Origin of the sequence: Martinezella multihospitum, from assembly GCF_900094585.1 — a bacterium.
Classification (GTDB): Bacteria; Pseudomonadota; Alphaproteobacteria; order Rhizobiales; family Rhizobiaceae; genus Rhizobium; species Rhizobium multihospitium.
On the sequence record NZ_FMAG01000002.1, the window covers coordinates 151,761 to 166,670 of the forward strand.

Below are 14,910 nucleotides of genomic sequence, written 5' to 3' on the forward strand. Positions count from 1 at the left end.
TAAAATGCGCATGTTAATAATACGTCCGCTAACAACTTTTTTATCGGTCTAAAACGCCGAGCACCTACTATATCTAGTGCAAATCGCACCCGTATAGTTAATCAATTATTAATTTCCGTCACTCATTTCCGACAGTTGTTCGTGATTCGCCCGATTCGTACCCATAGATCATCGAAACACCACACTGATTCGGAGGCGGACGAATGATCGTAGTGGTTGATGAGCGAGAGCTCGTTAAGGACGGATATACATCACTGTTTGGACGCGAGGGCATCCCTTCGACGGGATTTGATCCGCGTGAATTCGGCGAATGGGTGACGACTGCAGCAGAGGGCGATATTGCTGCGGTCGAAGCCTTTCTGATCGGACAGGGTCAGCAGGTGCATGAGCTCCCAAGGGCGATTCGCGACCGGACGGCAGCACCTGTTATCGCGGTGAGCGACCAGCCCTCGCTGGAAGCCACGCTTGCACTTTTCGATTGTGGCGTCGACGATGTCGTACGCAAGCCGGTGCATCCTCGCGAAATCCTTGCCAGGGCCGCGGCGATCCGCCGCCGGTTGAAGGCGATCAACAACTATACCGATATCGGCCCCATTCGCGTCTTCGCAGATGGCCGTGATCCGGAAATCAACGGTTCCGTATTTGCCTTGCCGCGCCGCGAGCGCCGCATCCTCGAATACTTGATCGCCAATCGCGGTCGCCGTGTGACGAAGACCCAGATCTTCAACGCCATCTACGGCATCTTCGACGAGGAAGTCGAAGAGAACGTCGTCGAAAGCCATATTTCCAAGTTGCGCAAGAAGCTGCGCAAGAAGCTCGGCTTCGACCCGGTCGATTCGAAGCGCTTCCTCGGTTACTGCATCGACTGGAGCTGATACTCCCGGTCGCGCATCCCTTAATACCGAACTCATGAACAGGCCCGAGAATCAGTTGACTCTCGGGCCTGTTCCTTTTCGGCTGCAGGATCGACATGGCGCCGAAACGTACGTTGTTCCTTACCATTTTGGCACGCAGCAGCCGGCAGCAAGGCCGCCTGATGACGCTCCTGGCAAAGCTTTTCGCGATGATCGGTTTTTCGTCCTCTCAGACAGCTTCACGCAAGGCCCGCCACCTACTCTCAGTCGTATGAAGGATAACGAGGATTCCAGATGAGGAATTTCGGCAACATGAAGACCGCACTTGCGGAAGCGGATGCGCAGGCGGCTCGCCTCGGCGTTGCTTCGGGCGACGGTGCTCTCGTCTTGCAGCATGTTTGCGGGAGGGTGTCGCCGGTTCACTCCGGTGATCGCCCATCCGCTGCCAATGACAATCTGGTCTATTTCGCCGGCCTTGCTCTGACAGGCTATTCCGACACTTCCGGCGCGCCTTCGGCCAATCTGCCGCGCTAAAACGAATAGGGTATCGAGTCAGTCATGTCGCTCACAACAGCTCTCAATAACGCGCAGGCAATATTCAACAATACCGGCACGCAGAGCAGCGTCGTGTCGAACAATATCGCCAATGCCAACAACACGAATTATTCGCGTCGTCAGGCGGTGGTGACGACCAATATGGCTGGCGCTCAGGTAGTGCAGATTGCCCGCAGCAGCGAGCCGGCGTTACAGAAAGCCTATCTCAGTTCGGCGTCGTCGGACTCGGCACAGCAGCTGTTGCTGAACGCCTACAGCAATCTTCAGTCGGCCACGCTTGGAGGCAACGACAACGAGATTGCGCCGGCGACCTATCTGTCGGCATTTCAGGATGCGATGCAGAATTATGCGGGATCGCCGTCCAACGCTACGGCGGCGCAATCTGCGATCAATGCGGCCCAGAGCCTGGCCACATCGCTCAACAATGCCACGACGGCAGTGCAGAGCGCCCGTACCGACGCCGACAAACAGATCAGCTCCGACGTCGACACGCTGAACAGTCTGTTGAAGCAGTTCCAGACCGCCAACGACGCCGTGAAATCGGCAACGACCACCGCTGGCCCGACATCGAGCGCTCTTGCCGACGCAATGGATCAGCGCGATTCGATCCTGAACCAGATTTCGAAGATTGTCGGTGTAACGACGGTGACGCGCGGCAACAACGACATGGCGCTCTACACCACGAGCGGGACGACCCTGTTCGAGACCATTCCGCGCACGGTGACGTTCCAGCCGACGACGACCTATACGGCAGACACGACAGGCAACAGCGTTTACATCGATGGCGTTGCGCTGACCCCAGGTCAGGGTGCGAATACGACGGCACAGGGCACGCTTCAGGCGGCACTTCAGATTCGCGACGATGTTGCGCCGACCTATCAGAAACAGCTCGATGAAATGGCTCGAGGGCTGGTTACGGTCTTCGCGGAAACGAACAGCAATTCTTCAAAACCGACTCTGCCTGGCCTGTTCACCTGGAGCGGCGGCACGGTTCCGGCCAGCGGTACGGCAGTCACGGGCTTGGCCGGCTCGATAACCGTTAATTCGAAATTAATCACGTCTCAAGGTGGTGACCCGACGTTGCTACGTGATGGTGGTATTAATAACGATAGTACTACTGGTGTAACTGGTTATACCAAGAATACCAGCGGCGACAGCGGATATTCCACCCAGCTTGATGGCTTTATCACTGCCATGAATACGAAGATGGCGTTCGATCCTACCGCTGGCTCCGATACCAATGCCACGCTCATGGATTATTCGGCGAGCTCCATCGGTTGGCTCGAGGGTCAGCGCAGCACGGCAACGACGGCGGGGGAAAATACCTCTGCTGCCCTCTCGCGCTCCTCGAGCGCCTATTCGAATGCGACGGGCGTCAATCTCGACGAAGAGCTGACGCTGATGATGGATATCGAGCAGTCCTACAAGGCTGGAACGAAGATATTGAACACCGTCAACGAAATGCTCCAATCGGTACTGGATATTGTGAGATAAGCCATGAAACTTTCTTTCATTTCGAGCACGGCCATTCAGAACGCCATGCGCCAGACGATTCGTCAGGCGCAGAATGAGATGACGAGCGCTTCGACGGAGGCGACCACGGGCGTCTATGCCGACATCGGGGTGGCGCTCGGCAGCAGCACGTCGCTCAATGTGAATCTGACGCGGGAAGTGTCGCGCATTGATTCCATTCTCAGCAGCAACTCCATTGCGAACCAGCGCATGACGACGTCGCAAACCGCCCTGACCGGCATGGGCACGCAGGCGCAGAACCTGATGGATCAGCTTGTGGCGCTGAGCGGCAACACCGATGGCAGCAGCGTCGCCCTGGCGCAGCAGACTGCGACGTCGACCCTGTCGAGCGTCATTGCATCGGCGAATACGATGGTGAATGGCGAGTATCTCTTTGCCGGAACCAATACCGACGTCCAGCCGATGACAGATAATTCCTCCGCAACGAACGCGGATATCCAGTCGAAACTGACAACTTACATGGCAAACCAATCGCCGCCGGTGACAGCAACGACCATATCTGCAGCCCAGATAACGGATTTCATCACCAATACTGTCGCGCCGATGTTCACGTCCGACAGCAGCTGGTCGAGCTGGTCGAGCGCGTCCGATCAGAATATGACGAGCCGCATCAATAATTCGGAAGTCATCGAAACCTCGACGAACTCGAATTCGTCCGGCATGAAGTATCTGGCACTGGCGACCAGCGTGACAAATGCGCTGATGGGTACGCCGCCCGGTCTCAATCAAAGCGCGGTGAATGCCGTCACGCAGCAGGCCATCAGCTATACGCGTCAGTCGATCGACGGGTTGAACAGCCAGGCAAGCCAGCTCGGCCTCTCGCAGTCGCGCCTGTCGGATGCGAATACGACGCTGAACTCCCAGAAGACCATTCTCAATACCAGCATCGGCGACTTGACCGGAGTCGATCCCTATGAGGCGTCGACCAAGGTCAACAGCCTCCAGACACAACTCGAAACGGCTTACACGATTGTTTCCAAGATCCAGCAGTTAAGCCTTGTAAATTACCTTTGATGATCAAAGGGAAGTAATGACCAGGAAGGATGCATGAATGTATCAGTTCTCATATGCGGAAGTCATGCAGGATGCAGTGGCCGACGCCAAGGAACGAGAACGACAAGTTCTGGACCGGTCGGTAGCTCTTCTCTCTGCGGCCCGTGATGCGGGGAAATACGGCCGTGAAGCGATCGAGGCTCTCTTCTATACGCGACGCCTATGGGTAAGCTTTGTCGAGGACCTCAAAAGCCCGGAGAACCAGCTCAACGTCGAGCTGCGCGCCAATCTGATTTCGATCGCCATCTGGATATTGAAGGAATGCGAACGGATCAGGCGGCGCCAGTCGGAAAACTATCAAGGCATCATCGATGTCACCACCATCATCAGGGATGGACTTAAATGAAAAGTACGCTTCGCATATCGCTTAAAGCCGGGGAAAAGATCTTTATCAACGGGGCTGTCCTGCGCGTCGATCGCAAGGTTGCTCTGGAATTCCTGAATGATGTGACATTCCTGCTCGAGAACCACGTACTCCAGCCGGAGGATGCGACGACGCCCTTGCGTCAGCTCTATTTCATCGCGCAGATGATCCTCATCAATCCGGAAGGCAAGGAACAGTCGACCGCGATGTTCCGCAAGTCGATCGTCATGCTGCTGTCGTGCTTCCACAATGAGGAAGTGCTGGCCGAGCTGAAGCGTATCGACGGTCTCGTCGCCACCGGCCGCGCCTTCGATGCGCTGAAGGCGATCCGCGGCCTTTACCCGATCGAGGATCATATTTTGAACAGCCAGGAAATGCCGGCGGCGACGATCGAGCACATCCGCCGGGAGATCGCCCCATGGCAGCGGTAGACAGCGTTGGCAGCAGCACCAGTACCAGCACTGCCAGCAATGCTGCCGCCGCATCCGCAAAGGCTACTTTGAACTATAACGATTTCCTGCAGCTCCTCATCGCGCAGATGAAGAACCAGGATCCGACCAGTCCGATGGATGCCAGCCAACAGATTTCCCAGCTGGCGAGCTTCTCCCAGGTCGAGCAGCAAATTCAGACCAACTCGCATCTGGAAACCGTGCTGCAGAACCAGTGGATCTCGCAGGCCTCCGATTATATCGGCAAGCAGATCATGAGCGCTGACGGCAAGACCACCGGCACGATCAAGCAGGTAAGCGTCTATACGGACGGTATCATCGCCGAAACAAATGCCGGCGACAAGATTCTGATCCAGGCCGGCGTGACGATCGCTCCGGCAGGCACGACCATTGATACCTCGGCCACGTCGAGCGATAGTAGCAGCAGTAGCGATTCGTCGAGCACGGATTCGACCAGCGGCACATGATGTGCCGCTGAACCCGGAGTGGACATGCCATGAATGAAGCCGATGCATTGGATATTTTCCAGGCCGCGATCTGGACGGTGCTTGTGGCTTCCGGACCGGCTGTCATCGCCGCCATGGTCGTCGGTTTGGTGATCGCCCTGATCCAGGCGCTGACCCAGGTGCAGGAGGCGACATTGACCTTCGTGCCGAAGATCGTCGCCGTCATGGTTACGATCGGCATCTCGGCACCCTTCGTCGGCGCGCAGATTTCGATCTTCACCAATCTCGTCTTCTCCCGCATCCAATCGGGTTTCTAAGATAAATCTGAGGCGATGCCGGCCTTAGGATCATGCGCATCGATGGCAAGGGCCATGCTCGCGCAAGCTTCGACCTTTAGAGGTCGGTTCCAATAGGGCAGGCGGGTCAGCCGTTTGCCACCTCTCATGAAGAGACGGAACCGGTCGATGGCACAACCACCCGCAATAGCACTTCCCAAAGCCAATCCCAGCATACGCGATATCGGGTTTGCCCTCGGTATCATGGTCATCCTGTGCGTGCTGTTCCTGCCAATCCCGCCGTTTCTGATCGACCTTGGGCTGGCCTTCTCGATCGCTTTCTCCGTGCTGATCCTCATGGTGGCGCTCTGGATCAAGAAGCCGCTGGAATTCTCGTCCTTCCCGACGATTTTGCTGATCGCCACGATGACGCGTCTGGCGCTGAACATCGCCACGACCCGCGTCATCCTTTCGCACGGCTATGAAGGGCACGATGCCGCCGGCGGCGTCATCGCCGGTTTCTCCAGCCTGGTCATGTCGGGCGACTTCGTCATCGGTCTGATCGTCTTCCTGATCCTCATCACCATCAACTTCATCGTCATCACCAAGGGTGCGACGCGTATCGCCGAAGTCGGCGCCCGCTTCACCTTGGACGCGATCCCCGGCAAGCAGATGGCGATCGACGCCGATCTTTCCGCCGGCCTCATCGATGAAAAGGAAGCGCAGCGCCGCCGTCGCGAGCTGGAAGAGGAAAGCTCCTTCTTCGGCGCGATGGACGGCGCCTCCAAGTTCGTACGCGGTGACGCGGTTGCCGGCCTTCTGATTACCTGCATCAACGTCTTCGGCGGCATCATCATCGGCTATTTCCGTCATGGCATGCCGATCGGCCAGGCTGCGGACGTTTTCGTGAAGCTCTCCGTCGGCGACGGTCTGGTTTCGCAGATGCCGGCGCTCATCGTCTCTCTCGCTGCCGGTCTTCTCGTTTCGCGCGGCGGCACCTCCGGCTCCACCGACCAGGCCGTCGTCAATCAGCTGAGTGGCTATCCGCGCGCGCTCGCCGTCTCGGCGGTCCTCATGGGCATCCTGGCCATCATGCCTGGCATGCCCTTCTTTCCCTTCCTTGTCCTTGGCAGCCTGATGGCCGCCGGTGCCTGGTTCATTCCGCGCCAGATCGAGGCCGAGAACAAGCTTCGCCGCGATGCTGAAGAGCAGAAGGTGATGCAGACGAAGGAAATGGAAAAGGATTCGGTCAAGTCGGTTCTGAAGACTGCCGAAATCGAACTGGCACTCGGCAAGATCGTCTCTACCCGCCTGCTCGGCGCCCACCAGGAACTGGCCTTCCGCGTCGGCAAGATGCGCAAGAAGTTCGCGACGCAATACGGTTTCGTTGTGCCGGAGATCAAGGTGATCGACGATATGGCGATTGCCGACAAGTCGTATCAGATCCGCATCCACGGCACGACGATCGCCTCCAACATGCTGCGCGTCGGCGAAGTGCTTGTTGTCACCGGTTCCGGCCGCAAGCCGACGGTTCCGGGCGACGAGATTCGCGAACCCGCTTTCGGCATGCCTGCTGTTTCCGTTCTCGAAGCCTTTACCGAAGATCTGAAGCGCGAGGGTTTCCAGCCGATCGACAACGTCTCCGTCGTGCTCACCCATATGAGCGAGGTCATCCGCAACAACCTGCCGGCGCTGCTGTCCTACAAGGACGTCAAGATCCTGATCGAGCGTCTCGATCCCGAATACAAGAAGCTCGCCGACGAAATCTGCTCGTCGCACATGTCCTATTCCGGTCTGCAGGCGGTGCTGAAGCTGCTGCTCGCCGAGCGCGTCTCGATCCGCAACCTGCATCTCATCCTCGAAGCGGTCGCCGAACTCGCGCCGCATGTGCGCAAGACCGAGCAGATCGTCGAGCATGTGCGCGTACGCATGGCGCAGCAACTCTGCGGCGATCTGGCCGACAATGGCGTGCTGCGCGTCCTCAGACTCGGCAGCAAATGGGACCTCATCTTCCATCAGGCGCTGAAGCGCGACCAGAAGGGCGAAATCGTCGAATTCGACATCGACCCGCGCAGCCTGGAAGAGTTCAGCGAGCAGGCTGGCAAAGTTATCCGTGAATACATGGACAGAGGCATGCCCTTCGTTCTTGTCACGTCGCCGGAAACGCGCTCCTATGTGCGCATGATCATCGAACGCCTGTTCGCGACCCTTCCGGTCCTGTCGCATGTGGAATTGGCCAAGGGGATCGAGATCAAGATTCTAGGTTCGATTTCATGATATCAGATCCCCAGGGGACCATTCTGGCGCTGTTCGTCGCCTTCTGCCGCATCGGCGGCTGCATGATGGTCCTCCCGGGTTTTTCCTCGGGCCGCGTTCCCCCGCAGATCAGGCTGCTTCTTTCTGCAGCGCTGACGATGGCGGTCCTGCCGTTGCTCTGGAACACGATCTATCCGCAGGTGTCGAAGGGCGATGCGAACTATATCGGCCTCATCTTCACCGAGACCGTCATCGGATTGATGTATGGGATGATGGCCAGGATCTATACGCTGGGCCTGCAATTCACCGGCACGGTCATATCGATGATGATCGGCTTCAACGCGCCCGGCGGCGCCGATATCATCGAGGAATCGAATGAAACATCGCTTACCAGCCTCGTCAGCTTTTGCGGGCTGATGATTCTCTTCATTATGGATTTCCACCATTATGTTTTGCAGGCGCTGGTCGATTCCTATTCGGTCATTCCCTTCGGCGGCCACATCGAGCCCCGCGCCGCGCTGATCTCGATTACGGATACGCTGGAGACGACCTTCTTCATCATGCTGCGGCTGGCAAGCCCCTTCGTGCTTTACGGCTTGATGTTCCAGATTTCGATCGGCTTCATCAACAAGCTGGCGCCGCAGATTCCGATCTATTTCATTTCCACGCCGTATCTGCTGATGGGCGGGCTGTTCATGCTCTATCTCAGCATCGCGGCCCTGGTCAGTCAGTTTTCCAGTGCGTTCCTCACCGTCTTTAACGGGCATTAGCCGCAGGCGGACAGATGATGAAGCCCGATTCGGGTAGAGCTGGCGAAAACAGCCGGCGAGCAGGTAGACGATGGCGGAGAAAAACCGGTCCGAAAAACTGAAACGCCTGGTCGCGGTGCAGCGCCATCTGGAACGGATGGCGGAAAACGAGCTTGCCGATACGACCCGGCAGCGCACCGAAGTGACGGAAGCGATGGAGCGGGTCATGGTTGCCATTGGCTCGGTCGACCCCGTGCACATGGCATTCTCGATCCACTACGCCGAACGCTACGGCCGCCTGATGATCCGGGATCAGCAGCTGGAAAGCATCCAGACACTCATTCAGATGAAGGTCCAGCAGGAGCGTACCAAGGCCGACAGGCTGGAAGAGCACATGAAGGATGCCCGCGAGCTGGAAACGCGGGAGGCAGACGACAATGCCGTCTACGATATCATCGATCAGCGTTTCGCAGGTGCAACGCCAGCCTCCAGCAAGGTTCAAAAATAATAATCATCGCGATCATGGAGCGGGATTCGCATCGTTGGGTTGCCAACCTGCTCTGACAGTTTGATTCGACATGTCCTGAGATGAGCGCTGAGCCGCGTATTTTCAGGGTATGCGAGAGCAAAAGGAGACGTGACGTGGCTATTTCGCCTCCGAGTGATTTGGTCCTCGATGTCGTCAAGGCGGCAAATCCCGCCGATGTCGAGGCCGCGCAGGCCAAGCTTGCTGCCAATCGAGCCGCTTTCGCCGCCACCAGCCTGGCCGAAAACGGCAATGGTTTCGGCGCGACGGTGGATGCGATGAACAGCGCCGCCACCCAGGCGGGCCTCGCCAATGCGAATACGCATGTGGCCGGAACCAAGGTCCCGCAGGCCTATCGCAAGTTCGAGTCCATGGTGCTGCAGAACTTCGTGAAGAACATGCTGCCAAGCAGCGAGACGCTCTATGGCAAGGGCTCTGCCGGCGAGATCTGGAAGGGCATGATGGCCGAGCAGCTGGGCGATACGATCTCCAAGAACGGCGGCGTGGGCATCGCCGAAAAAATGTACAAGGAACAGGTCGACAAGATGCGCAATACCGGCGCCATCCATACAGCGACCGACGAGAACGACAAGAAGATGGCGCTCAGCGCGATTACCGATTTTCAGCGCAAGACGCTGGCCGCTGCCAATGCCGACAACGACGGCAACACCGGCATCACCAACCAGAATTCGTTGACGTCCCAGAAAGCATGAGCGAGGTAACAAACATGGAAATGATGTCGCAGGACTATCGGATCAAGTCTGTCCTTGGCCGCCTGGAGATGATTATCGACAATGAGAACAACCGGATCGGTGCCGATCCGGACTTCGATCTCAAGGTATCGAACGCACACAAGAGCCGCTGCCTCTATGAATTGTCGATGCTGTTTCGCGATACCGATCCGGCCGATCTCGCCGCCGCCCATATCGCGCAGCTGCACGATCTGAAGAAGAAGCTGGTTCTGAACGCCCGCCGCGTCGAGGCGCATCTCGAGGCCGTGCGCGCCGTCGCCGAGATTTTGAAGAATGCGGTGCAGAATGCCGATGCAGACGGCACCTATTCGCAGGAACAATTCCGCGTCCGTGAGGCCGGATGATCAAGCTCGTTATCACCGGCCTGTGGGTTTGCGCCGTAACATTAGCCTCAGTCTATTTTTCGGTGCAGGTGGCGACGGCGCCCGCGATCAGTCCTGATGACGCCAAGAAGGCGCAGCAGGAGCTGGTCAAGGGCGAATCGATCAACGTCCCCGTCATCGCCAACGGCCAGGTGACCGGCTATTTCCTGACGCGCATTTCCTTCATGATGGAGAAGGGCAAGGCGAATGCGTTTCAGATACCTCTGCCGGAGCTGACGACCGATGAGCTCTTTTCGCTGCTGATCGGCAACAAGACGATCGATATCTCGCATGCGCAGAATTTCGACGTTGCCGCCTTCCGCGCCGATCTGAAGAAGCGGATGAACGAGCGGCTCGGTGGGGACTATGTCGCCGACGTATTGATCGAACAGCTCGACTACCTTTCCAAGGAAGAAACCCATGGTGGGGAAAGCGTGGGCAAGAGAACGGTCAAGCCTGTGAAGATCGTGCAGGATGCGGCCAAGGACAAAGTGCCGGTCGAGTAATATCTCCCGGCCGCAAGATGCCAATTCATATACGAATGTAAGCAATATCTTACGTTTTCCGATATGCTTAACAGATCCCTGATGGCTTCCAGCAAATCCAACCTTCCTTCCTAACGGAAAGTTGGATTTGTCTTGCTATAAACTCCTCCAAGCCATGCCTCCCAGTCGCCGCACCGATGAACGGTGAGGGGCATGGGCTTTATGCGTACCGGCATCATGCGCGCCAGCGATGCCGGGCAGGAGGGTGTTGGATTGAACCAGGTAGCCGATTTTGCCGTCGTCGCGTCGCGCCGCATGATCTTCGATCTGCCGGTATGCGATCTGGGCTGGGATGACGCGCTGACTTTCGTCAACGAGCTTGCGTCCCTGCCGGTTGGACAGACCTCGATCTCTTTCGTCAATGCTCATAACATGCTCGTCATGCTGCGCGATGACGGCTACCGCAATGTCCTTGAGCAGAATCTAGTTCTTCCCGACGGCGTTGGCCTCGACATCGCATCGCGCGTCGCTCATGGCGAACCGTTCCCGGCCAATTTGAACGGCACGGATTTCGTGCCCGCGCTGCTGACATTCATGGAGCGGCCGAGGCGGATCGGTCTCTTGGGCGGCAAGCGCTCCGTCGTCGAGCAGGCAGCAGAGAAATTTCGCCAGCATGCTCCGTGGCACCAGTTTATCGTCGTATCGGACGGTTTCTTCGATCCAGCGCGGAGCAATGCCGTGACCGCGGAAATCAGCCGCCAGAAGATCGATATCCTGATCGTCGGCATGGGCACGCCGTTGCAGGAAAAATGGGTCGCCGAACACGTCGGGCCGCAGCACGCGCGCCTCGTCCTGACCGTCGGTGCCCTGTTCGATTTCATTTCCGAGACGGTGCCGCGGGCACCAAGGCTCGTGCGCGCGATGCGCAGCGAATGGCTGTTCCGTCTGGTGCTCGAGCCGAACCGGCTCTGGCGGCGTTACATGCTGGGCATACCGCTATTCTTCTATCAGGTTGTCAGGCATCAGTTTGGCCGCAAGGAGCGTGTCCTTCGCGCAGAGCCGCACCCCTTGCCGCAGCGGCGTATTGCCCCGCCGAATAAATTAGCAAGTTAGAGCATTTCCAGGAAAAGTGCGTAGCGGTTTTCCGTCCGGAATGCGCAAAGAAACAAGAGCCTAAAGCGTTTTCGCGATTCGAAGAAAAGCGGAAATGCTTTGGTATTTGCGGGCTCCGCGTTAACTCTTTCTTTGGCATGAAATTTTAGAGTGGGTTAACCATTTGCATTGGTCTCGGACCATGTGCGCGAGATAACCCGCCATGTTTGAAAGCAAAGCCAGGACCGGATTCCACCCCGACGATGCGGAAACCCAAAAGGTTTCGCGGCGATCCGGCCGGCATATCTCCCCTTACGGTGAAGATGATGGCTTGGGTAGCGCAGTCGACCTACGCGCTGCCAACTCCGACGATCCGCGCGATGTGGAACTGCGCGCCATCCTGCGCAGACGTTTGAATGGCGATCCTTATCCGGTGTCCGGTCGAAAATCGCCGGAGATCGGGATGGCGGCCGAGCAGGCGGAAGATGTCTCGCATGCCTACCGCCCAGAACGCCGCGAAATGCCGGAGCTGTCATCGGAGCCTACGCCCGATTTGCTGGAATTCGTGCCCGATCTGCTTGAAGGCATGGGGGAACTTCCGCGACAGGCCGCCCCCGCTCCAGTTGTCGTTGAACAGATATCTCAGGCCCGAAACTGGTCCCTTAGCTTTGGCGCTCTCTGTTTCATTGCCGCAACCGCGCTGGCGGGAGCGGCTATTCCCACCTTGCTTGCCCCGCCGCCGCTCTACGTGTCGCAGGCCGTTCTGCATGCGGAGGGCGAAGGTCGGGGGCGTCAGGCCCTGCTGGATGTCGCGGCGAAGCGTGTCGTTGCTCCGTCCGTATTGTCCGACATTGTCGCCAGGATGAAGCTTGACCGCGATCCGGAATTTACCGGCAGTCGGGCGGGCGCCCTCGGGGTTGCCGTCGAGCTGCTTTCCGGCAGCGGCAATGCATCCGACGCGCCGTCACGTGCTCAGGCAACGCTGCGCAAAGACATTGCCGTCGATATCGATGGTCAGACGGGCCTGCTGCGCCTGATCGTCACGTCGGGCGATCCCGCCAGGTCGGCCGATATTGCCAACCGGCTTGTTATCGCCACTCTCTATGATCCCGCTGTTGCAAAGGCGGCCGGTACGTCGCTTGGGGCCGAAACGGCGTCTGATCGCAGCCGTAAAGAACTCGATCGCGCCTCCGCCGCCCTTGCCGAATTCAAGGTGCGTTATGGCGAAGACAGGATTGTTGCGGCGGAGGCGCTCCGGCAGCAGCGTCAGCAGCTGGATGTACAGATAAAGGCAGCCGATCTGGCGGTACGCACCGCCAAGGCCCGTCTCGCGGCCGTCAAATCGGCCACGCCGGCATCGGTGCTGACCGGTGCATTGTCAGGCGGTCTTTCATCGCCGGGACTTGATGACTTGCGCAGTCGCTATAATGCCGCAAAGTCACAGCTGACGCAGCTCTCGGTGCAGCTCGGCCCACGCCATCCTCGCTTGCTGGCGCAACAGGCCACCGTCGATGATCTTGCGGCCAACATGCGCAGCCAGCTACAGCGGCTGGCCGTCAGCAGCGAAGCGGACGTGAAAGCGGCTCTGGAAAAGCAAGCCGCTCTCTCGGCGCAAATGACGGCCGCCAGTCAGGGGGGAAGCGATGTCGACCTCAGCCGTCTTGCACAGTTGCAGGATGCCGTCACAACGGCGCAGAGCCGCTATGAGGCCGACCAGCAGAATGCTGGCATAACGATCTCCGAAGTCAGGCCGCCACTGACGGTGTTGTCCCAGGCGGTCGCATCCGCCGCGCCGCTGGACGATCATCTCGCGAGCAATCAGGCCGCCGGCTTCCTCGCCGGGCTTGGCCTGGCACTTTGCGCCGTATTCCTGCGTAAGTGGCTGGCTGGTGCGGAACTGGCAGAAGACCAAGCGGCCGAGGAAAGCATCATGCCGATGGCTCACGCTTTGCCTCACGACGATGATATGGAGCTCCCGTCATTGCCGGCGATCGCGCCGGAGCCATCGGCTGCTCTTGTTTCCGATGATGCAGATCAGCTCGATATCGCGGACGAGTGGGGCCGCATCCAGCAGGAACTTGCGTCCCTGCGCGCCAAGGTCGAAACCTACGCGGTGCGTCGGCATCAGGATCGCGGCTGAGCGCCACATCGTTTTCCCTTGCAATTACCGCTTTCAGACACCATAGGGCGTTGGCAGGCAACTCCCTCCGGCGGATGGCCTGTAGATTGCCAGCGAATTCATGATCGGGAGACGAGCGTGACGACAGTGATCGACGGGAAACAGGCGGCAGCCTCGGTGATCGAGGCTGTGAAGGCTGCATCAGCGGGACTTGAGCAGGAGGCCGGCGTGAAGACCGGCCTTGCGGTCGTCATCGTCGGCGACGATCCGGCCAGCCACGCCTATGTGAACTCCAAGAGCAAGATGGCCAAGGAATGCGGCTTCAAGTCGGTGCAGCACACGCTGCCGGTGGAAACAACGCAGGAAGAGCTCGCCGCCCTGGTAGCCTCGCTGAACGACGATCCCTCCATCCACGGCATTCTGGTCCAGCTGCCGTTGCCGAAGCATCTCAATTCCGATGCGATCATCCAGTCGATCAAGCCGGAGAAGGATGTCGACGGCCTGCATGTGGTCAATGCCGGCAAGCTTGCGACCGGCGATCTCGATACCGGGCTGATCTCGTGCACGCCGGCCGGCGCCATGCTTTTGGTGCGCTCCATCCATGGCGAGGACCTGTCGGGGCTCAACGCCGTGGTCATCGGCCGCTCCAACCTGTTCGGCAAGCCGATGGCACAATTGCTGCTCAATGCCAATGCGACGGTGACGACGGCGCATTCGCGGACGAGGGATCTCGCCTCGGTCGCACGCGGCGCCGATATTCTGGTGGCGGCTGTGGGACGTCCCGAGATGGTGAAGGCTGGCTGGGTGAAGCCGGGTGCCACGGTCATCGATGTCGGCATCAACCGGATCGCGGCACCCGAGCGTGGCGAGGGCAAGAGCCGGCTGGTGGGCGATGTCGCCTATGCGGAAGCATCCGATGTCGCCGGTGCGATCACGCCGGTTCCGGGCGGTGTCGGGCCGATGACGATTGCCATGCTGATGGCCAATACCGTCATTGCAGCTCATCGCGCCGCGGGCAAGAAGCCGCCGAGGTTTTAAAG

Annotated in this window: 17 protein-coding genes; all 17 read left to right on the forward strand. The window is 58.6% G+C overall.

Annotated features, from left to right (window positions below; all coding sequences use genetic code 11):
* Positions 1-203 precede the first annotated feature (203 nt).
* The 17 genes from rem (at position 204) to folD (ending at position 14,908) form a co-directional block, all read left to right on the forward strand.
* Positions 204-875, forward strand: a complete 672-nt coding sequence (gene rem, locus GA0061103_RS07565; RefSeq protein ID WP_075855164.1) for a transcriptional activator Rem — start codon at positions 204-206, stop codon at positions 873-875.
* A 291-nt stretch (positions 876-1,166) separates the two neighbouring features.
* A complete protein-coding gene (locus tag GA0061103_RS07570) occupies positions 1,167-1,388 on the forward strand; it encodes a hypothetical protein (protein ID WP_141694424.1) in 222 nt (73 codons plus the stop codon).
* A 24-nt stretch (positions 1,389-1,412) separates the two neighbouring features.
* Positions 1,413-2,903 carry a flagellar hook-associated protein FlgK gene (flgK, locus tag GA0061103_RS07575; protein WP_092709147.1) on the forward strand — a complete coding sequence of 497 codons (1,491 nt, stop codon included), beginning with the start codon at positions 1,413-1,415 and terminating at the stop codon, positions 2,901-2,903.
* 3 nt (positions 2,904-2,906) lie between these two features.
* Entirely contained in the window at positions 2,907-3,956 is a 1,050-nt protein-coding gene (locus GA0061103_RS07580) for a flagellar hook-associated family protein (protein ID WP_092709148.1), read from the forward strand.
* Positions 3,957-3,993: 37 nt separating this feature from the next.
* A complete protein-coding gene (gene flaF, locus GA0061103_RS07585; RefSeq protein ID WP_075855158.1) occupies positions 3,994-4,341 on the forward strand; it encodes a flagellar biosynthesis regulator FlaF in 348 nt (115 codons plus the stop codon).
* Positions 4,338-4,790 carry a flagellar biosynthesis repressor FlbT gene (gene flbT, locus GA0061103_RS07590; RefSeq protein WP_092709151.1) on the forward strand — a complete coding sequence of 151 codons (453 nt, stop codon included), beginning with the start codon at positions 4,338-4,340 and terminating at the stop codon, positions 4,788-4,790. Before flaF ends, flbT begins: the two co-directional genes overlap by 4 nt.
* Entirely contained in the window at positions 4,778-5,275 is a 498-nt protein-coding gene (gene flgD / locus GA0061103_RS07595) for a flagellar hook assembly protein FlgD (protein ID WP_092709153.1), read from the forward strand. The genes flbT and flgD overlap by 13 nt, the downstream gene beginning before the upstream one ends.
* A 29-nt stretch (positions 5,276-5,304) precedes the next feature.
* Positions 5,305-5,571, forward strand: a complete 267-nt coding sequence (gene fliQ / locus GA0061103_RS07600) for a flagellar biosynthesis protein FliQ (protein WP_015338826.1) — start codon at positions 5,305-5,307, stop codon at positions 5,569-5,571.
* Positions 5,572-5,718: 147 nt separating this feature from the next.
* The gene (flhA, locus tag GA0061103_RS07605; protein WP_092709156.1) at positions 5,719-7,806 is read left to right on the forward strand and encodes a flagellar biosynthesis protein FlhA; all 2,088 of its coding nucleotides are present in this window, start codon (positions 5,719-5,721) and stop codon (positions 7,804-7,806) included.
* Positions 7,803-8,555: a flagellar biosynthetic protein FliR gene (fliR, locus tag GA0061103_RS07610; protein WP_092709159.1), complete on the forward strand. Its 753-nt coding sequence runs from the start codon at positions 7,803-7,805 to the stop codon at positions 8,553-8,555. Before flhA ends, fliR begins: the two co-directional genes overlap by 4 nt.
* A 70-nt stretch (positions 8,556-8,625) precedes the next feature.
* Entirely contained in the window at positions 8,626-9,042 is a 417-nt protein-coding gene (locus GA0061103_RS07615) for a hypothetical protein (RefSeq protein ID WP_092709162.1), read from the forward strand.
* Between the two features lie 134 nt (positions 9,043-9,176).
* Complete coding sequence (locus GA0061103_RS07620; protein WP_092709165.1) at positions 9,177-9,773, forward strand: rod-binding protein; 597 nt, start codon at positions 9,177-9,179, stop codon at positions 9,771-9,773.
* A 14-nt stretch (positions 9,774-9,787) separates the two neighbouring features.
* On the forward strand, positions 9,788-10,156 hold the full coding sequence (locus tag GA0061103_RS07625; RefSeq protein WP_092709168.1) for a hypothetical protein: 369 nt from the start codon (positions 9,788-9,790) through the stop codon (positions 10,154-10,156).
* Entirely contained in the window at positions 10,153-10,680 is a 528-nt protein-coding gene (locus GA0061103_RS07630; RefSeq protein ID WP_092709171.1) for a hypothetical protein, read from the forward strand. Before GA0061103_RS07625 ends, GA0061103_RS07630 begins: the two co-directional genes overlap by 4 nt.
* A 252-nt stretch (positions 10,681-10,932) precedes the next feature.
* Positions 10,933-11,772: a WecB/TagA/CpsF family glycosyltransferase gene (locus tag GA0061103_RS07635; RefSeq protein ID WP_092711147.1), complete on the forward strand. Its 840-nt coding sequence runs from the start codon at positions 10,933-10,935 to the stop codon at positions 11,770-11,772.
* A gap of 310 nt (positions 11,773-12,082) precedes the next feature.
* Entirely contained in the window at positions 12,083-13,891 is a 1,809-nt protein-coding gene (locus GA0061103_RS07640; RefSeq protein WP_245304703.1) for a GumC domain-containing protein, read from the forward strand.
* Positions 13,892-14,008: 117 nt separating this feature from the next.
* Positions 14,009-14,908 (forward strand): bifunctional methylenetetrahydrofolate dehydrogenase/methenyltetrahydrofolate cyclohydrolase FolD, encoded by a 900-nt coding sequence (folD, locus tag GA0061103_RS07645; protein ID WP_092709177.1) that lies wholly within the window; start codon positions 14,009-14,011, stop codon positions 14,906-14,908.
* The last annotated feature ends 2 nt before the right edge of the window (positions 14,909-14,910 follow it).